Annotated in this window: 16 protein-coding genes; 11 read left to right on the plus strand and 5 right to left on the minus strand. The window is 73.2% G+C overall.

The window, feature by feature from the left end; translation table 11 throughout:
- Positions 1-59: 59 nt before the first annotated feature.
- Both sucC and sucD read left to right on the plus strand, forming a co-directional pair.
- Entirely contained in the window at positions 60-1,238 is a 1,179-nt protein-coding gene (gene sucC, locus ACWD0J_RS05350; RefSeq protein ID WP_451494413.1) for an ADP-forming succinate--CoA ligase subunit beta, read from the plus strand.
- Between the two features lie 21 nt (positions 1,239-1,259).
- The gene (gene sucD, locus ACWD0J_RS05355; RefSeq protein WP_451494414.1) at positions 1,260-2,144 is read left to right on the plus strand and encodes a succinate--CoA ligase subunit alpha; all 885 of its coding nucleotides are present in this window, start codon (positions 1,260-1,262) and stop codon (positions 2,142-2,144) included.
- Between the two features lie 56 nt (positions 2,145-2,200).
- Here the strand turns inward: sucD and ACWD0J_RS05360 are convergent, their stop codons facing one another.
- Entirely contained in the window at positions 2,201-3,313 is a 1,113-nt protein-coding gene (locus tag ACWD0J_RS05360) for a helix-turn-helix domain-containing protein (RefSeq protein ID WP_451494415.1), read from the minus strand.
- A 96-nt stretch (positions 3,314-3,409) separates the two neighbouring features.
- On the opposite strand from ACWD0J_RS05360, the gene ACWD0J_RS05365 reads away from it, so the two are divergent.
- Complete coding sequence (locus ACWD0J_RS05365) at positions 3,410-5,014, plus strand: cell division protein PerM (RefSeq protein WP_451494416.1); 1,605 nt, start codon at positions 3,410-3,412, stop codon at positions 5,012-5,014.
- 127 nt (positions 5,015-5,141) lie between these two features.
- Here ACWD0J_RS05365 and ACWD0J_RS05370 read toward each other — a convergent pair whose 3' ends face one another.
- Positions 5,142-6,083: a hypothetical protein gene (locus tag ACWD0J_RS05370; RefSeq protein WP_451494417.1), complete on the minus strand. Its 942-nt coding sequence runs from the start codon at positions 6,081-6,083 to the stop codon at positions 5,142-5,144.
- 254 nt (positions 6,084-6,337) lie between these two features.
- On the opposite strand from ACWD0J_RS05370, the gene purN reads away from it, so the two are divergent.
- On the plus strand, positions 6,338-6,967 hold the full coding sequence (gene purN, locus ACWD0J_RS05375) for a phosphoribosylglycinamide formyltransferase (RefSeq protein ID WP_451494418.1): 630 nt from the start codon (positions 6,338-6,340) through the stop codon (positions 6,965-6,967).
- Entirely contained in the window at positions 6,964-8,532 is a 1,569-nt protein-coding gene (gene purH / locus ACWD0J_RS05380) for a bifunctional phosphoribosylaminoimidazolecarboxamide formyltransferase/IMP cyclohydrolase (RefSeq protein WP_451494419.1), read from the plus strand. Before purN ends, purH begins: the two co-directional genes overlap by 4 nt.
- A gap of 106 nt (positions 8,533-8,638) precedes the next feature.
- On the opposite strand, the gene ACWD0J_RS05385 is transcribed toward purH, so the two are convergent.
- From ACWD0J_RS05385 to ACWD0J_RS05395, 3 genes are all read right to left on the minus strand, one after another.
- On the minus strand, positions 8,639-10,237 hold the full coding sequence (locus ACWD0J_RS05385) for a protein kinase domain-containing protein (RefSeq protein ID WP_451494420.1): 1,599 nt from the start codon (positions 10,235-10,237) through the stop codon (positions 8,639-8,641).
- Positions 10,234-10,764, minus strand: coding sequence for a hypothetical protein (locus ACWD0J_RS05390; protein WP_451494421.1), 531 nt, complete (start codon positions 10,762-10,764; stop codon positions 10,234-10,236). The genes ACWD0J_RS05385 and ACWD0J_RS05390 overlap by 4 nt, the downstream gene beginning before the upstream one ends.
- A gap of 132 nt (positions 10,765-10,896) precedes the next feature.
- Complete coding sequence (locus tag ACWD0J_RS05395) at positions 10,897-11,472, minus strand: hypothetical protein (protein WP_451494422.1); 576 nt, start codon at positions 11,470-11,472, stop codon at positions 10,897-10,899.
- A gap of 272 nt (positions 11,473-11,744) precedes the next feature.
- On the opposite strand from ACWD0J_RS05395, the gene ACWD0J_RS05400 reads away from it, so the two are divergent.
- The 6 genes from ACWD0J_RS05400 (at position 11,745) to ACWD0J_RS05425 (ending at position 18,896) form a co-directional block, all read left to right on the plus strand.
- Entirely contained in the window at positions 11,745-12,599 is an 855-nt protein-coding gene (locus tag ACWD0J_RS05400; protein WP_451494423.1) for a bifunctional methylenetetrahydrofolate dehydrogenase/methenyltetrahydrofolate cyclohydrolase, read from the plus strand.
- A gap of 79 nt (positions 12,600-12,678) precedes the next feature.
- The gene (locus ACWD0J_RS05405) at positions 12,679-13,119 is read left to right on the plus strand and encodes a DUF3017 domain-containing protein (RefSeq protein ID WP_451494527.1); all 441 of its coding nucleotides are present in this window, start codon (positions 12,679-12,681) and stop codon (positions 13,117-13,119) included.
- 578 nt (positions 13,120-13,697) lie between these two features.
- Entirely contained in the window at positions 13,698-14,987 is a 1,290-nt protein-coding gene (locus tag ACWD0J_RS05410) for a DUF2690 domain-containing protein (RefSeq protein WP_451494424.1), read from the plus strand.
- A 316-nt stretch (positions 14,988-15,303) separates the two neighbouring features.
- Positions 15,304-16,293, plus strand: a complete 990-nt coding sequence (locus tag ACWD0J_RS05415) for a malate dehydrogenase (protein ID WP_451494425.1) — start codon at positions 15,304-15,306, stop codon at positions 16,291-16,293.
- Between the two features lie 397 nt (positions 16,294-16,690).
- On the plus strand, positions 16,691-18,553 hold the full coding sequence (locus ACWD0J_RS05420; protein ID WP_451494426.1) for a hypothetical protein: 1,863 nt from the start codon (positions 16,691-16,693) through the stop codon (positions 18,551-18,553).
- Entirely contained in the window at positions 18,540-18,896 is a 357-nt protein-coding gene (locus ACWD0J_RS05425; protein WP_451494427.1) for a hypothetical protein, read from the plus strand. The genes ACWD0J_RS05420 and ACWD0J_RS05425 overlap by 14 nt, the downstream gene beginning before the upstream one ends.
- Positions 18,897-18,902: the final 6 nt, after the last annotated feature.

An 18,902-nucleotide genomic window follows, 5' to 3' on the forward strand; every position in this document is an offset into this window, starting at 1 on the left:
CCTCGCGGCACGCCCACGCAGACAACGAACCGCGAGATCACTGATAGGGACGGAAGCGCGTGGACCTGTTCGAGTACCAGGCGAGGGACCTCTTCGCCAAGCACGATGTACCGGTGCTGGCCGGTGAAGTCATCGACACGCCTGAGGCGGCCCGCGCAGCCACTGAGCGCCTCGGTGGCAAGTCCGTCGTCAAGGCCCAGGTGAAGGTCGGCGGCCGTGGCAAGGCCGGCGGCGTGAAGCTGGCCGCCACCCCGGACGAGGCCGTCGCCCGCGCGACGGACATCCTCGGCATGGACATCAAGGGCCACACGGTCCACAAGGTGATGATCGCCGAGACGGCCCCGGAGATCCTGGAGGAGTACTACGTCTCCTTCCTCCTCGACCGTGCCAACCGCACCTTCCTCTCCATCGCGTCCGTCGAGGGCGGCATGGAGATCGAGGAGGTGGCGGCCACCCGTCCGGAGGCCGTCGCCAAGACGCCGATCGACGCCAACGTGGGTGTGACCCCGGAGAAGGCCCGCGAGATCGTCGCGGCCGCGAAGTTCCCGGCCGAGGTCGCCGACAAGGTCGCCAACGTCCTGGTCACCCTGTGGAAGACCTTCATCGCCGAGGACGCGCTCCTCGTCGAGGTCAACCCGCTGGCCAAGGTCGCCTCCGGTGACGTCATCGCCCTGGACGGCAAGGTCTCCCTGGACGAGAACGCCGAGTTCCGCCAGCCGGAGCACGAGGCTCTCCAGGACAAGGACGCGGCCAACCCGCTGGAGGCCGCCGCCAAGGAGAAGAACCTCAACTACGTCAAGCTCGACGGCGAGGTCGGCATCATCGGCAACGGCGCGGGTCTCGTCATGAGCACCCTGGACGTCGTCGCGTACGCCGGTGAGGCGCACGGCGGCGTCAAGCCCGCCAACTTCCTCGACATCGGCGGCGGCGCGTCCGCGCAGGTGATGGCGAACGGCCTGGAGATCATCCTCGGCGACCCGGACGTCAAGTCCGTCTTCGTCAACGTCTTCGGCGGCATCACCGCCTGCGACGAGGTCGCCAACGGCATCGTCCAGGCCCTGGAGCTCCTGAAGTCCAAGGGCGAGGAAGTCACCAAGCCGCTGGTCGTCCGGCTGGACGGCAACAACGCCGAGCTGGGTCGCAAGATCCTCTCCGACGCCAACCACCCGCTGGTGCAGCGCGTGGACACCATGGACGGCGCGGCCGACAAGGCCGCCGAGCTCGCGGCTGCGAAGTAAGGAAGAGGGACAGACACAGCCATGGCTATCTTCCTCAACAAGGACAGCAAGGTCATCGTCCAGGGCATGACCGGTGCCACGGGCATGAAGCACACCAAGCTCATGCTGGCCGACGGCACCAACATCGTCGGTGGCGTGAACCCGCGCAAGGCGGGCACGTCCGTCGACATCGACGGCACCGAGATCCCGGTCTTCGGCACGGTCGCCGAGGCGATCGAGAAGACGGGCGCGAACGTGTCCGTCCTCTTCGTGCCGCCGGCCTTCGCCAAGGCCGCCGTCGTCGAGGCCATCGACGCCGAGATCCCGCTCGCGGTCGTCATCACCGAGGGCATCGCGGTCCACGACTCGGCCGCGTTCTACGCGTACGCCGTGTCGCAGGGCAACAAGACCCGGATCATCGGCCCGAACTGCCCCGGTCTCATCACGCCGGGCCAGTCGAACGCCGGCATCATCCCGGGCGACATCACCAAGCCGGGCCGCATCGGCCTGGTCTCGAAGTCCGGCACGCTGACGTACCAGATGATGTACGAGCTGCGGGACATCGGCTTCTCGTCCGCCGTCGGCATCGGTGGCGACCCGATCATCGGCACCACGCACATCGACGCGCTCGCCGCGTTCGAGGCCGACCCCGACACCGACCTGATCGTGATGATCGGTGAGATCGGCGGCGACGCCGAGGAGCGGGCCGCGGCCTTCATCAAGGACAACGTGAAGAAGCCGGTTGTCGGCTACGTCGCGGGCTTCACCGCGCCCGAGGGCAAGACCATGGGCCACGCCGGCGCCATCGTCTCCGGCTCCTCCGGCACGGCCGCCGCGAAGCAGGAGGCCCTGGAGGCCGCCGGCGTCAAGGTCGGCAAGACGCCGACGGAGACGGCGAAGCTGGCCCGGGAGATCCTGGCCGGCTGACCGCCCCGCCGCAGCAGGGCCCGCACCCTTCCCGGGGTGCGGGCCCTCGCGCGTGCTCAGCGCGCCACCGGCACCAGCCGCTCCGGTCCGCTCACCGTCTCCTCCCGCAGCTTCGCCCGCAGGTCCAGCTCCTCCTCCGACAGCGCGCCCGGGGCCACCCTCGGCGGCACGCCCTGCACCGTCTCCCCGGGTGCGACCGGCGGCTCGTAGTGCGTCGGCGCCGTCCGCAGCGTCAGCGCGGTCGTCCCGATCAGGGCGGCCGTGAAGGCGATGGCGGCCCGGGTCCAGAACCGCGCCCGGCGTTCGCCGCCCGTGCGTACGGTCGGCGGCTTCGCGGCGCGCAGCCGCTCCGCCGAGGCCAGTTCGGCCAGCCGCCGGTGCAGTTCCGAGGGGTCCGCCAGCTCCGGCAGCCGCGCGGCGACCGCCTCGCGCGCGTGCATCAGCCGGTGCGCCGCCGCCGGTGTGCTGGCCTCCGTCTCCGCAGCCGTCTCCGGCAGGTCGAGGCCGACACCGTCGTAGAGCAGGAGCGTGCGCCGGTACGGCGGCGGGAGCCGGAGCAGGACGTCCAGCAGCGTGCGGGCGTCGGCGTCGGAGGGGGGCGGCTCGGGGTGCCGGTAGCGCGGGCGGAAGCGGTGCCAGGGGGAGAGCGCGTACTCGTACGCCGTGGCCCGCACCCAGCCTGCCGGGTCCCGGTCGCGGGCCACCTCCGGCCAGCGCTGCCAGGCCGCTTGGAAAGCCCGCTCGACCGACTCGCGCGCGAGTTCGCGCCGCCCGGTGAGCAGGTAGGCCTGCCGGACCAGGGCGGGCGCGCAGAACGCGTACAGCGCGTCGAAGGCCTGAGCGGGAGTCAGGGGGGCCGCCGGCGCGGCCGGCTCGGGCTCGGCCGGGGGAGTGGGCGTGGACGCGTGCGCGGGTGCCGGTTCCGCCGCGGGTGGCGGGTCGTCCGCGCGTACGGGGCGGCCGGCGGCGGTGGTCAACTCGGCCAGCAGCTTCGCGTACGCCTCCCGTTTCCGGCCGCGTGGAGTCGTACGGCCGGTCTCCCACGCACGTACCGTCTCGCGCGTGACGCCCACCCGTGCCGCGACCTGAGCCTGCGTCAACGACCCGGACTCGCGCAGGCGTCGGCGTTCCTTGGGCGGGGGAAGCGGAGTGGCAGGGCTCTGCGTCACCGGGCGCCCCTTCGTGCGAAAAAGTACATAAACGTATATTGAGCGACACATCGGCGGTTCGCCTGTTACGACGAGAAAGCGCGTGTCGTTGGGAGCATGGCGCTCGTGATCCAGCTGACCGCTCGCCGACCGCTGTTGTCGTCCCTGCTCACCCGGGTGCTCGACCGATCGCCCGGAGTGGCCGCCGGCCTCCTGGGCGGCGCCGCCGCCGCGTGCCTGGGGCTCGGTTCGTTCGCCGTGCTTGTGATGGTGCTGTGGATCAGCACGCCGTATCCCGACAGCGGGCCGAGCGGCGCGCTGCACGTCGCCGCGGCGCTGTGGCTGCTGGCGCACGGCGCCGAGCTGGTCCGCGCCGACACGCTCTCCGGTGTTCCCGCGCCGGTGGGTGTCACCCCGCTCCTGCTGTGCGTGCTGCCGGTCTGGCTGGTGCACCGGGCGGCACGGGACGCGGTGGACGCGGGCCCGGCGGGGGAGGGGGAGGACCCGGGAGCCGGAAACACGGGCGACGACGGCGAGCGGGACGAGGGGCCGCCGCCGGTTCCGGCGCGGACGGCGTGGGCGGGCGTCGCCCTCGGCTACCTCGCCGTCGTCGCGGCCGCCGCACTGTACGCCTCGGGCGGCCACCTGCGGCCCGCGTGGGGGTGGACGGCGGTGTGCCTGCCGCTGACGGTGACGGCCGCGGCCGGGATCGGGGTGTGGACGGCGTACGGCCGTCCGCGCGCGGCGGTGGACAGCGCGCCGCTCCCGCTGCCGGCGGGGCTGCGGCGGCTGGTCCCCGGGCCGGACGCGCGGGAGCGTCTCGGCGCCGCCGGGCGGGCGGCCGGGGCCGGGGCGGCGGTGCTGGTCGGCGGCGGGGCGCTGCTGCTGGCGGTGTCCCTGGTGTGGCACGGCGACGCGGCGCGCGGGTCCTTCCAGCAGCTGACGGAGGGATGGTCGGGACGGTTCGCCGTGCTGCTGCTGTGCCTGGCGCTGGTGCCGAACGCGGCCGTGTGGGCGGCGGGGTACGGGCTGGGCCCCGGCTTCACCCTCGGAGCCGGCCATGCCGTGAGCCCCCTGTCCAGCGCGCCCGCGCCCCTGCTGCCTCCGTTCCCGCTGCTGGCGGCGGTGCCGGACGCGGGGCCCGGCACTCCCTGGAACTGGGCGGCGGGCCTGGTCCCGGTGGCGGCCGGGGTGACGGTGGGATGGTTCGTGGGGCGGGCGGCCCGGGGGGTCCGGGGGGCGGGTCCCTGGCCGTGGAGGCGGACCGCCGGGACGGCGGGGCTGGCCGCCGGGCTGTGCGCGGTGCTGGTCGCGGTGCTCGCGGCGATGGCGGGCGGGCCGCTCGGGGTCTCGGCGTTGTCGCGGTTCGGGCCGGTGTGGTGGCAGGCGGGGGGCGCGGCGCTGGTGTGGACGGCGGCGCTCGCGGTTCCGGTCGCGCTGGGGCGGCGGAGGTGGGCGGGCCGGGAACGCGAGGCGGAGGCGGGTGGGGAGGCGACGATCGGCAAGCCGCGGGAGGGGGCGGAGGGTGCCGGGGGTGCGGCGGGTGTCGCGCCGCACGTCCCCTACGTGTCCTCCGTACCCTGCGCCGACGCCTACGTGCCCTACGCCGACGACCCCGCCTTCGAGGCGTACGACTTCCTGCCGGTGGAGCCACCGGAACCACTGGGGCCGGGGGAGCCGCCGGAGCCGGGGAAGCCGCCGGAGTCGTCGTCCACGCCGTGAGACGCCCCCTGCACCGGTGCGGGCGGCCACTGGGGGCTCCGCCCCCGGACCCCCGGCCCCGTGCCCACCCCGCCCGCCACCCGACTCGGCCGGACGAGAAGCGGCCCCCGCCCCCTGCCCCGCCGGATCAGTTGTCCGTGCCGAGGAGGCCGCGCAGTTCCTTCGGCAGGAGGTCGGTGCAGGACTGCTTCGACTCGTTGGTCAGGGCGTCGTTCGTGCAGCTGTAGTAGTCGTTGTAGACCAGCTTCACGGTGAAGCCCGCGGCGACCAGGGCGATGGCCAGGGACGCCGTGACCAGGCCGCTCACGGCGGCCGTCGTCTGCGGGCGGCCCTTCTGCACGGGCGGTGCCGGGGTGTCCGGGTCGGGGTGGCCGGGCTTGGCGCGCAACGCGCTGATGCTCCAGTACATGGCCAGCGCGCCGAGCAGCAGCGCCACGTACGGCCAGCTGAAGAGGGCGAAGAAGAAGGCCCACATCCCGCTCAGCAGCGCGTACCGCGCGCGCCGCTGGGCCGGGTCCGTCGAGTCCCACCGCGTGCCCGTGCCGGGGCCCGGGCCACCGGATCCCTGGGGACCCGGCCCCTGAGGACCGGTGTGCGGACCGCCCGAGCCCGCCGGGCCGCCCGGATGCTCGCCGAAGCCGCCGGGGGAGCGGCCGGGCTGCTGGTCGCTCCACTGGCTGCCCCAGGGAGAACCGCCGCCCTGCGGGCCGTGCGGGCCCTGCGCTCCCGGTGCGCTCTGCTCGCCGTCGGGCCCTTCGCCGCCCGCCGGCCGGCGCGGCTGCCAGGGGCGGTCCGGAGCCCCCTCCGGCGGCGGCGCGAACGGGTTGTCGTCCCGGGCGTCCTGGGAATCCCGGGTGTCCTGGGAGTTCCGGGTGTCCTGGGGCGGGCCACCGCCCTGACCGTCCCGGCCGTCCCCGGCGTCCTGCGGTGTGCCGCCGGTGCCGCCCGGGGTGGTGCCGGGCGAGCCGGGGGACGAGGCGGGGCGCTCCCGCAGCAGCACGCCGCTGCGCTCCCCTCCCTGCGGTGACTGCGGGGGGAGCGTGAGGAGTCGCAGACTGCGGTCCGGCATCAAATGAGCGTCTTCCCCTAGGCGATACGGCTGTCTGGCGTGAGCTGTCACATGAGGAACGCACCACACGACGACCGCGTTCCCGAGCACGCTCGTCCCAGACGCTACCTTCCGGCCACGCCCCCGTCCCGAGGGGGCCGCCCAGTGTGCCGGTATCGTTGCTGACGGTCGGCCGCTTCGTAGACTTCCCCGTATCCCGGGCGCGAAGCATTCGTACGACCGTACAAACGCACCCCCGAGAAAGGGCCCCCGCCGTGGCCGCCAAGCCCGTGGCCAAGCGCCTCGTCGTGCTGGTCTCCGGATCCGGTACGAACCTCCAGGCGCTGCTCGACACCATCGCGGCCGTCGGCCCCGAGGCCTACGGCGCCGAGATCGTGGCCGTGGGCGCCGACCGCGAGGGCATCGAGGGGCTCGCGCGGGCCGAGCGCGCCGGGATCCCCACCTTCGTGCGGAAGGTCAGGGACTACGGGACCCGCGAGGAGTGGGACGCCGCCCTCGCCGAGGCCGTCGCCTCCCACGGACCCGACCTCGTCGTCTCCGCCGGGTTCATGAAGATCGTGGGCAAGGAGTTCCTGGCCCGCTTCGGCGGCCGGTTCGTCAACACCCACCCCGCGCTGCTGCCCAGTTTTCCCGGCGCCCACGGCGTCCGCGACGCGCTCGCGTACGGCGCCCGGGTCACCGGCTGCACCGTCCACTTCGTCGACGACGGCGTCGACACCGGACCGATCATCGCCCAGGGCGTGGTGGAGATCCGGGACGAGGACGACGAGAGCGCGCTGCACGAGCGCATCAAGGAAGTCGAGCGAAGGCTGCTCGTCGAGGTCGTGGGGCGGCTCGCCCGCAACGGCTATCGCATTGAGGGACGAAAGGTAGTTATCCAGTGACCGCCACCGCCGAGAGCACCCAGCGGGCCATCCGTCGCGCACTCGTCAGCGTCTACGACAAGACCGGGCTCGAAGACCTCGCGCGCGGGCTGCACGAGGCGGGCGTCGAGCTCGTCTCCACCGGGTCCACCGCCGCCCGTATCGCCGCCGCCGGCGTCCCCGTCACCAAGGTCGAGGAGCTCACCGGCTTCCCCGAGTGCCTGGACGGCCGCGTCAAGACCCTGCACCCCAAGGTGCACGCGGGCATCCTCGCGGACCTGCGTCTGGAGGACCACCGGCGGCAGCTGGCAGAGCTGGGTGTCGAACCGTTCGACCTGGTGATCGTCAACCTCTACCCGTTCCGCGAGACCGTCGCCTCGGGCGCGACGCCCGACGAGTGCGTCGAGCAGATCGACATCGGCGGCCCCTCGATGGTGCGCGCCGCCGCCAAGAACCACCCCTCGGTCGCCGTCGTCACCAGCCCCGCCCGGTACACGGACGTCCTCGCCGCGGTCGCGGACGGCGGCTTCGACCTCGCCACCCGCAAGCGGCTGGCCGCCGACGCCTTCCGGCACACGGCCGAGTACGACATCGCGGTCTCCTCGTGGTTCGCCTCCTCCTACGCGCCGGCCGACGACTCGCAGTTCCCGGGCTTCCTCGCCACCAGCCTGGAGCGGGCGCACACCCTGCGCTACGGCGAGAACCCGCACCAGCCCGCCGCCCTCTACACCGCGGGCACCGGCGGACTGGCGGAGGCCGAGCAGCTGCACGGCAAGGAGATGTCGTTCAACAACTACACCGACACGGACGCCGCCCGCCGTGCCGCGTACGACCACGCCGAACCGTGCGTCGCGATCATCAAGCACGCCAACCCGTGCGGTATCGCGGTCGGCGCCGATGTCGCCGAGGCGCACCGCAAGGCGCACGCCTGTGACCCGCTGTCGGCGTTCGGCGGCGTGATCGCGGTCAACCGGCCGGTGTCGAAGGAGATGGCGGAACAGGTCGCGGAGATCTTCACCGAGGTCATCGTCGCGCCGGACTACGAGGAGGGCGCGGTGGAGGCTCTCACCAAGAAGAAGAACATCCGCGTGCTGCGCTGCCCCGACAGCCCCGCGCACCCCGTCGACGTGAAGCCGATCGACGGCGGTGCCCTGCTCCAGGTCGCCGACCGCCTCCAGGCGGAGGGCGACGACCCGGCGAACTGGACGCTGGCGACGGGCGAGGCGCTCACCGCGGACGAACTCCAGCAGCTCTCCTTCGCCTGGAAGGCCTGCCGCGCCGTCAAGTCCAACGCGATCCTGCTGGCCAAGGACGGCGCCTCGGTGGGCGTCGGCATGGGGCAGGTCAACCGCGTCGACTCCTGCAAGCTGGCGGTGGAGCGCGCCGGGGAGGAGCGGGCCCGGGGTGCGTACGCCGCCTCGGACGCCTTCTTCCCGTTCCCGGACAACATCGACGTCCTGGGAGCCGCCGGAGTCAGGGCCATCGTCCAGCCCGGCGGTTCGGTCCGCGACGAACAGGTCGTCGAGGCCGCGCAGAAGGCCGGCATCACGATGTACTTCACGGGGACGCGGCACTTCTTCCACTGACCCGTGGCCGCGGGTGGCCTGCGGCTCTCCTCCGGGCGAGCCGGAGGCCACCCGGGAACCGGCGTGCCGCGGGCGCGGCCCGAGGGGTACCCCGGAGGTCCGAAGGTCATCTTCTGCCCGGGGGCGCGTACTCCTTGAGGTGGCCGGCGACGCGGCCGGCGTAGGACGCGGCCTTCGGGGGCACGCCGCCGGCCGCGTTCACCGTCCGGTACGACGTCCGGTAGGCGGCGGCGATCAGCACCCGGCGGTCGTCCCGCAGGCCGGTGTCCAGGCGTGGGGCGATCCAGCACAGGTAGCGGCCCATCGCGGGGATGGACTCGGCGGGCGGGAAGGGCGGCTCGGGAACGGTCTCTGCGGGGGTGCCGTCCTCGTTCATCCACCAGCGCAGCACGCTCGGCGTCCACCGGGCGATGCCGTACTCGTTCCTGGCGGGGTCGGCGAGGTCCGGATCGAAGTCGCTCTCCGCCTTCAGCATGGCGGCGATCAGGGTCGGCGTGACGTCCGGCTGGTCGCAGTCGTGCGCCGTCTCGACGATCAGCAGCCGGTAGGCGGGCGGGACGCCCTTGTCGGTGCGCAGCTCGGCGGCGCCGTGCGCGGCGGCGGAGACGTTCGTGGTCGCGCCCGAGCCCTTGGTGCCGGCGCCCCCGCCGCCACCGTCCGCCCGGGTGCTGATGCCGTAGCCGACTGCCGAGGCGGCGACGGCGGCGGCCGACGCGGCGAGGACCAGGAAGGGCCGCGAGCGGTGCCGGCGACGCGTCAGCGGGCGGGGCAGGCGGGGCAGGCGGGCGGTCAGGGAGGGCAGTCGTGCGGTCCGGGCCGTGCCCGCGGCCGTCTCCACCCGGCGCAGGAGCGTCTGCGTGGTGATGCGGTCCGCGTGCGTGCGGGTCAGGCACGCCCGCACGATCTCCCGCCACACGGCGGGAAGTCCGGGCGACAGGCGCAGTTCGTCGGTGCCCCGGGCGTAGGCCGCGGCCGCGTCCCGGCGGGCCGTCGGGGTGGAGCCGGGCAGCGGGAAGGAGCCGGTGAGGACCAGGTGGGCGAGGACACCGAAGGCCCAGATGTCGGCGGACGGGCGGATCCGGCGCCCGCGTTCGCCGATCTCCGACCAGAGCAGCTCGGGCGGGGTGTAGTCGGGGGTGGAGAAGGCGGGCGTGTACGCGTGCGTGCCCTCCAGTTCCGCGGCCATGTTGAAGTCGGCCAGACGCGCCGAACCGTCCCGCATCAGCAGCACGTTCGCCGGTTTCAGGTCCCCGTGGACCCAGCCCGCGCGATGCAGCTGCGCCAGCCCCTCGCAGATCTGCGCGAGCAGCGCGGGCCCGGCGGCGGGCCGGGGCGAGGCGGCGAGCAGCGCGGACAGCGACCGCTCCGCCTTCTCCAGGACGAGGACCGTGGCGCCGTCGAGGGCGGGCCGCTCGGGGTCGTCGACGGTGAGGGTGTCGTACATCCGGATCAGCCGCGGGCGTCTGAGCCGGCGGTGCAACTCGACCTCCCGCTCGATCAGTTCCCGCAGGTGGGTCAGTTGCCGGGGCGTGCCGGTGCCGGTGGGCAGGAACTTCAGGGCCGCCGTGCGCGGCAGCCCGTCCGTGTCCTTCGTGCGCCGCGCCTCGTACACGCTGCCGAACGCGCCCGTCGCGATCGGTTCGCGCACCTCCCAGGCGCCGACCCGGTACCCCCGGGGGACCGGCACCGCGTAGGGCTCGGTCATCGTGCCCCCCGGGCGGCCGGGGCGGCGAGGACGGCGGGGTCCTCCTCGCGGACCAGGTCGAAGCGGGGCGCCAGGGGGACCGGCGACTCCTTCGTGCCGTGGAGCCGGACGCCCGTCCCCGCGCTCTCCGGGCCGCGCTTGAGGCGCAGCTTCACGGCCGGGTGGTCGGTGTTCCGCCGGACGGACGTGCGGGACGCGGCCGGCCAGTTGCGGCGCAGACGCCCCACGGCCTGGTCGGCCGTGGGCGGCGGGGCGTGCGGCGCACCGCGCGGCCGCGGCTCGCACAGGGCGGCCGGCACCGCGAAGCAGCGCTTGCCGCGGTCGACGGGGAAGGCGGGCGCGGTGGTGTCGCCGTCGGGGCCGCCCTCGGTGCGCAGACAGTCGTGGCGCGGCGCCCACACGTCGATCGCCGGCAGGTCGCGCGCGGAGCGGCCGAAGGCCGGCCGCTCGCCGGGCGCGAGCCGCCGTCGAACGCGGTTGGGGTCGTCCTCCGTGGTCGGCGGAGGTACCACGATGATGCTGAACAAGGTGCGTCTCCCCGTGCCTGACGGCTACACGGGCCAGAGTAGGGCGACGCACCAGGGCCGTGTCCCCCTCGTACGGGTGAGACACGGCCCTTGGACAGGAATGGCGCGAACTGTTCAGTCGCCCCGGCGCGTTCAGTAGCGCGGGCGGTTGAACCAGGCCTTGCCCTTGGAGTTGCCGACGAAGACGGCGATCAGGATGCCGAGCACCAGGTGGACGATGCCCGCGATGGTGAAGACGAGCGCGAGGACCGCGGTGAGGATGCCGAACACCAGGGTCGTGACCCGGGCGCCGTTGCCACCGGAGGTGAACTTCGTCGCCATGACGGCCGCCCACACGAGCCACGCCAGGGCGAGCACCACGATGCCCCACAGCATGCCGGTCGAGTAGTCGGCGATCGCCCCGAAGGCGTCGTCCTCCTCGGCCTTGTCGGCGACCACGGCGGCGAAGGCGTAGATGGCCACACCGATGACCTGGAGGCCGACGATCACCCAGAGCATGATGCGGGCCGCGCTGACGGTGCCCGGCATCGTGGCCATCGGGGCGGCGGCGCCGTAGGGCTGCTGCACCGGCGGGGCCTGCGGGTAGCCGTAGCCGGGCGCCTGTCCCTGCTGCTGCGGGTAGCCGTAGCCCTGCTGCTGCTGCGGCGGCTGCTGCGGCTGCTGGTCCTGGGGCGCGCCGTAGGGGTTGTTCGGGTCGCCGTAACTCATGGCGGTGTTTCCTCCGTTGACTTCAAGTGCGGGGACGACGCGCGGCGGCATCGTACGGAGGAGGTTCTTCTGATGCGGCCGTCCCCCCGATGAGCTGCCCGCGGCACTGTGCATGTCATCGTTCTTCACCGTCGTCGGGGTTGTCCAGCCGCATCCCGCATGTGTTGTGCAAGTGCAACATCGCTGATCATGAGGGGATACGGGCGGACGGATGCCACGCCTTGCGCAACCCGGATTGGAACCGGGGGCCGGTCATCCGCGAGGATGGGACCATGACCGCCCAGATTCTCGATGGCAAGGCCACCGCAGCCGCGATCAAGTCCGACCTGACCGCCCGCGTGGCGGCGCTGAAGGAGAAGGGCGTCACGCCCGGCCTCGGCACGATCCTCGTCGGGGAGGACCCCGGCAGCCGGAAGTACGTCGCGGGCAAGCACCGTGACTGCGCGCAGGTCGGCATCGCCTCCATCCAGCGCGAACTGCCCGCCACGGCCACCCAGGAGGAGATCGAGGCGGCCGTCCGCGAACTGAACGAGGACCCGGCCTGCACCGGCTACATCGTCCAGCTGCCGCTGCCCAAGGGCATCGACGAGAACCGGATCCTGGAGCTCATGGACCCGGACAAGGACGCCGACGGCCTGCACCCGATGAACCTCGGCCGCCTGGTCCTCAACGAGCCCGCCCCGCTGCCCTGCACCCCCAACGGCGTGCTGACCCTGCTGCGCCGGTACGGCGTGGAGATCAAGGGCGCCGAGGTGGTGGTCGTCGGCCGCGGTGTGACCATCGGCCGCCCGATGCCGCTGCTGCTCACCCGGCGCAGCGAGAACGCCACGGTGACGCAGTGCCACACCGGCACCCGTGACCTGTCGGCGCACCTCAAGCGCGCGGACATCATCGTCGCCGCCGCCGGTTCCGCGCACCTGATCCGCGCCGAGGACGTGAAGCCGGGCGCCGCCGTCCTCGACGTCGGTGTCTCCCGCAGCGCCGAGGGCAAGATCGTCGGAGACGTCCACCCGGACGTGGCCGAGGTGGCCGGCTTCATCTCCCCGAACCCCGGGGGCGTCGGCCCGATGACCCGGGCGCAGCTGCTCGCCAACGTGGTCGAGGCGGCGGAGCGCAGTGTCGGCTGAGGGCACGTCCGGCGAGGCCGGGAAGAGCACGCACGTCGATGACGCCGGCACCGGTAGCGGTACCGGCGCCGTCGACGAGATCGAGGTGCGGGACGCCGTCAGCGCGCCCGACGCCGAGGGCAGACCCCGCCGGGTCACCCGCCGCTTCCCGCTGTTCACCCGGGACACCGCCCGGCCCGAGGGCGGCGGCCGGGCGGCGCCCCCCGACGCCCCCGCACCCGCCCGGCAGTGGCCGATCCTCGCCGTCCTCACGATGGTCGGGCTCGGCCTGCTGCTGACCGCCCTGGACCTGTTCCGCGTCGGGACCCTGCTGATCGGCGTCGCGCTGCTGGTCGGCGGCGTCCTGCGCTGGCTGCTGCCGGACGTCGGCATGCTCGCGGTGCGCTCCCGCTTCACCGACATCGTCACGTACGGGGTGCTGGGCACCGCCATCGCGCTGCTGGCGATGATGGTCCAGCCGGAACCGTGGCTGGTGATCCCGTTCCTCAAGGACACGCTGCACTTCACCGTCAGCGGCTGAGCGGCGGCTGAACGGCGGCCGACGGCCGCGCACGGACGGCGGCCCGTCCTCTCCCCCGAGCAAGGACGGGCCGCCGCCGCACTCCACCCTCGGGCACGGGAACGGCCTGTTCAACGGCTGTCCGTCGGCTGTGGCACGGAAGTGACCGTTCCGCCACGGTGTCCGCGCCCTGCCACAACCAGGCCCCCGGTGGGAACCGTGATGCCTCCGTGCCGGCGGCGCGGTTGCGGCTGGGTGCTCCGGATGCTGTCGTGACCAGCGGTATTTCCGGTGTGTGACACTTGTGTCGGTGTATCGACAAGTTCGGGGATATGGCACGACGTCGTTCGACATCGGTACTACCGTGGCCCCTCTGCCGGTGGAGCACTGGACCTCGGCCCGGTGGGCGTGCGACGGTGCATGCCCGCGGCCACGATGCACCTGTGCGCCCCCACCCCGGGAACTGAGATCCTGACTGTGCGCATCCCTGTGGGTAGCCACAACGGGGACTCGGCAGAGGGCACCACGCACGGGGGAACGCGCCGAACAACCAGCACCAACCGGGGGGAAGAGGGGGAGCAATGCCTCGTTGGAGGGCCTTGCCCGACGAGCTAGATCCGCAGGTCAGAGAGTTCGCGAGCCAGCTGCGCCGGCTCGTGGACCGCAGTGGCCTGAGCATCGCGGCGGTGGCGGACCGCACGGGCTACAGCAAGACGTCCTGGGAGCGCTACCTGAACGGCCGGCTCCTCGCGCCGAAGGGCGCGATCGTCGCCCTGGCCGAGGTCACCGGCACCAATCCCATGCACCTGACGACGATGTGGGAGCTCGCCGAGCGCGCCTGGAGCCGCTCGGAGATGCGCCACGACATGACCATGGAGGCCATCCGGATCTCGCAGGCGCGCGCCGCGCTCGGCGAGTTCGGCGGCGAGGCCGGCGCACCCCCCGCGAACGCCCAGGGGAGCAGGACGGCCCGCAGGAGCGCCACGGCCACGCCCGGCATCGCCGGCCCGGCCGGGGTCGTCCCGTCGGTGCCGCCGCAGCCGACGGCGCCGGACGCCCGGGACTCCGCGGGCGGCGTATGGGACCTGCGGCCCTCGGGCGGCACCCACGGCACCAGCGGGACGACGGGCGGCTCCCCGGCCGGTTCGTCCGGCGGCTCCGCGGAGGGGAACTCCTGGGGCATGGCGGGCTATCAGGGCCCGTCTCCGGCCGGCGGCGAGCGTACGGCGGGGGCGTCCTCGCCCGCGCCGGCGTCCTCGCCGTCGCTCTCGCCCCGGTCCTCCCCGGCGGCCTCGTCCGCGAACGGCACCCCGGGGCGGGCCGCGGCGCCGGCGGCTCCGTACGGCGAACCCCCGCAGGGCCCCCGGCCGGGTGGTGACACGTCCGGCGGGGCGGGCGGCAAGCGGCGGCTGACGATGTTCCTCGCGGGGATCGTCGGTGCGGCGGTCGTGGTCGCCGCCGCGTTCTTCCTCACCGACGGCGGGGACGACGGCAAGAACGAGGGCGCCGCGTCGTCGCCCTCGCCGTCCGTCAGTTCCGGCGCCGACCTGCCGCCCGGGGTCAAGTGCAGCGGCGACTCCTGCACCGGCAAGGACGCCGAGAGCATGGGCTGCAGCGGCGACCTCGTGACCACCGCGAAGACCGCGACCGTCGGCGCGACCGTCGTCGAGGTCCGCTACAGCGAGACGTGCGGCGCGGCCTGGGGGCGGATCACGCGGGCCGCGCAGGGCGACGAGGTCCGGGTGGCCGTCGGCAAGAGCGAGCAGAGCGGGACCATCACGGTGGCCGGGGACACGATCGCGTACACGCCGATGGTGGCCGTGAAGGACGCGGGGGACGCGAAGGCGTGTGTGGCGCTGGCGGCCGGGCAGGAGGGCTGCACCCCGTAGGCGAGCGGGGACGGCGCAGCCGGACGAGACATTTCCGGGGCCCGCGCGCATAGTCCCCCGGATCGCGGGCACGCGAACGTCACCCCCTCGGGAGTCCGGAAACCGGTACCCCCATACGGCGGCCGCCTTCGTCCCCCTCTCCCGGACGGGCGGCCGCCTCTTGTACGGGGCTGGCTGTGGGCTGGGCCACACGGACCCGGACGTACGGGATCCCGGATGCGCGATAGCCTGACCGCTGATCTCTCTTGACGCCAAGAGATCGATCAAACGTCCGGGGCAGGGACGCCCCACCGCCAGCTGTCATACGGAGAACGCCATGACCCGCACTCCCGTGAACGTCACCGTCACCGGCGCGGCCGGCCAGATCGGTTACGCCCTGCTCTTCCGCATCGCCTCCGGCCAGCTGCTCGGCGCGGACGTGCCGGTCAAGCTCCGCCTCCTGGAGATCACCCCCGCGCTGAAGGCCGCCGAGGGCACCGCCATGGAGCTCGACGACTGCGCCTTCCCGCTGCTCCAGGGCATCGACATCACGGACGACCCGAACGTCGCCTTCGACGGCACCAACGTCGCCCTCCTCGTGGGCGCCCGCCCGCGCACCAAGGGCATGGAACGCGGTGACCTCCTGGAGGCCAACGGCGGCATCTTCAAGCCCCAGGGCAAGGCCATCAACGACCACGCCGCGGACGACATCAAGGTCCTCGTCGTCGGCAACCCGGCCAACACCAACGCCCTGATCGCCCAGGCCGCCGCCCCGGACGTACCGGCCGAGCGCTTCACCGCGATGACCCGCCTGGACCACAACCGCGCGCTGACCCAGCTCGCGAAGAAGACGGGCTCCACGGTCGCCGACATCAAGCGCCTGACCATCTGGGGCAACCACTCGGCCACCCAGTACCCCGACATCTTCCACGCCACGGTCGCCGGCAAGAACGCCGCCGAGGTCGTCAACGACGAGAAGTGGCTGGCCGAGGACTTCATCCCGACCGTCGCCAAGCGCGGCGCCGCGATCATCGAGGCCCGTGGCGCGTCCTCCGCGGCCTCCGCCGCGAACGCCGCCATCGACCACGTGTACACCTGGGTCAACGGCACCGCCGAGGGCGACTGGGCCTCCATGGGCATCCCGTCGGACGGCTCCTACGGCGTCCCGGAGGGCCTGATCTCCTCCTTCCCGGTCACCACCAAGGACGGCCGGTACGAGATCGTCCAGGGCCTGGACATCAACGAGTTCTCCCGCGCCCGCATCGACGCCTCCGTCAAGGAGCTCGAGGAGGAGCGCGAGGCGGTCCGCGGGCTCGGCCTCATCTGACGGCGAGCGGCACCCCTTCACCGCAGGCCCCGCCCCGGAATCCGTTCCGGGACGGGGCCTGCGCCGGTGAGCGTGGCGTGGGTGTCCAGGTGTACGACGTCGAAGCCGCGGGCGGACGCCTCATGCGGTTGTCGTCCGGGTGCACGCTCACCCGGACCAGGCCCTGCGCCTCCAGCGCCTGCACCATCCGGCTCAGGCACCCCGCGCGTCGAGCCCGAGCCGGTTCCTGAGCTCCCGCAGGGACACCCCGTAACTTCTCTGACCCTGGTCAAAGGGTCCGGTGCGGCCACGGGTGGCAGCCGGGGATTCCGGTTCCCCCGGCCCCCTCCGCCCCCCTATGCTGATGGTTTGTCAACAACACGGTGAGCAAGGGTTTTCCACGCATCGGGGGAGCGGCGTGAGCACCGCATACGTGCCTCAGCAACCACAGCCGACACAGACCGGCGCCCCACCGGCGCCCTCGGCACCACCACACCCGCCCATCGCGCCGCACGCCAGCGAGGCGACCCGGCTGCTGTGCGCGGGCGCCTACCTGGACTCCGGTTACCGGGACAGGGTCATCGAGCAGCTCCACCTCAACGAACAGCGGATCGTCGCGCCCTCGCTCGGCTTCGACGCGGCCCGGGTGCTCGCGCATGCCTTGCGTGCCCGCCGCCAGGAGCTGCTGTGGGCCGCGCTGGTCCTCTTCCTGTGGGTGGTGGGGCTGCCGCTGACCGGCGGTCTGCTGGTCGGTTTCCTGGGTCCCAGCCTGCTGCTCGCCATCGCCGGCCGGGTCCGCGGCGGCGCCGCCGACCCGCCCGTCTACCGGCGGCTGCCCGCCTTCCTGCTCCGCTGGTGGGGCCGCCTCACCTTCGCGATGTTCCTGGTCCTCACGCTCGTCACCGCCTTCGGCGGCTCGGACGACGACTCGTCGTCCTACTCGGACTCGTACTCGGATTCGTACTCGGACTCGGGCTCGTACTCGTACGGCTACTCCAGCGACTCGTCCGGCTGGACCGACCTGCTCTTCCCCGACCCGACCCAGGCCGACGGCCTGATCGAACCGTGGCAGGCCTGGCTGACGCTCGGCGTGTTCGCGCTCATCGCGCTGTGCGTGGCCGCGCAGCGGGCCCAGTTCGCCCGGATGATGGCCGCGGAACTGTCCCCGACGCGCTTCCCGGACGTCGCCGGCGACCCGGCGGAGCAGGCCGAGGGGCGGGGGAGGTTCCAACGGCTGAAGGAACGCATCCGGGTCGAACAGCACGCCCCGCTGGTCATGTACCACGAGGCGCGGCCCTTCTGCGGGGCGGGCGAGGCCTATGAGACCTGGGTGCTGGCCGTCGAACTGCGCCCCGACGGCATGAAGAAGCAGCAGCCGCTCGGCAACCGCACGGTGCTGGACCAGATCCGGCCGCTGCTCGAACAGCTCCGGCTGCCCGCCGAGTTCGCCGCTCACACCGTGCGCGACCGGCTGCGGTGGCTGGAGATCGACGAGTGCGTGTTCCTGCCCGCCGAGGGGCTGCGGCGGCGCGAGGAGGCGCCGTACACCGTGCGGGCGTTCGAGGAGCACCGGGAGCGCGCGGTCGAGGAGGGCGCCGAGAAGCGGCGGCACTTCCTGCGCGTCCGGGTCGGCGGCTGGGAGGAGGAACTGGTCGTCACGGTGTTCGTGCGCGTCCACACCCAGGGCCGCATGCTCATGCTGGAGATCGCCCCGCATGTGCTGCTGCCGGTGCGGGAGACCTTCAAGAACGCCGACCGTACGGCCCACGCCTTCCGCCACAACAACGTGGCCGGCAAGGCCGCCTGGGCGGTCGCCCGGGTGCCCGGGTCCGCGGCCCGCTCCCTGGTCGTGCTGGGCAAGGGGCTCGTCCACGGGTGGCGGCTGCTGACCGGCGGTCACGCGGGCGCGCTGCCCGACGGGCCGGCCCTGTCGGTGCGGGAGCTCGGCTCGGCGCGCGCCGGGTCGACCTTCCAGGAGATGGACGCCTCCCGCTACCTCAAGAGCGTGCAGGACCGGGTCGCCCACGGGGTGCGGGCCGCGCTGGCCGAATCCGGTTACCAGACCGGCGAGTTCGTCCAGAAGATCGTGAACATCAGCGGTGGTGGCCTGAACATCGAGGGCGGTGTCGAGGGCAGCACGTTCGCCGTCGGCGGCCACGCGAGGGCCTCCTCCACGACTGCTTCCTCTGCTTCCTCTGCTTCTTCCTCTGCTTCTTCCTCTCCTACGACTTCCGGCGGCGCGGCGCCGCAGAAGGGATCCGGTACCGATGGCAACGAATGAGCCGAACGTCAACATCAGCGGGGGTGTCTCGCGGAGCACGTTCGCCATCGGCAGCCACGCGCATGCCGAGAGCCACCACGGCACGGGCGTCCCGCGCGACCAGGCCGCCGAGGAACTGCTGGCGGCGGTACGGGAGTTGCGGGCCGACCTGACCCGGGTGCGGGCCAGCGAGGAGACGGCCGCGCTGGACGAGGCGCTCGCCGACACGGAGGAGGAGATCACCCGTACCGGGGCGGCGGCGCCGTCGCGCCTCGACCGCCTGCGGCAACTCCTCCAGGACTCCCAGGCCCTGGTCGGCCTGATCGCCTCGGCCGGAGCCGTGGCCGGCCTGCTGGGCATGTGAACGGCG

Source organism: Streptomyces sp. NPDC003011, assembly GCF_053591515.1.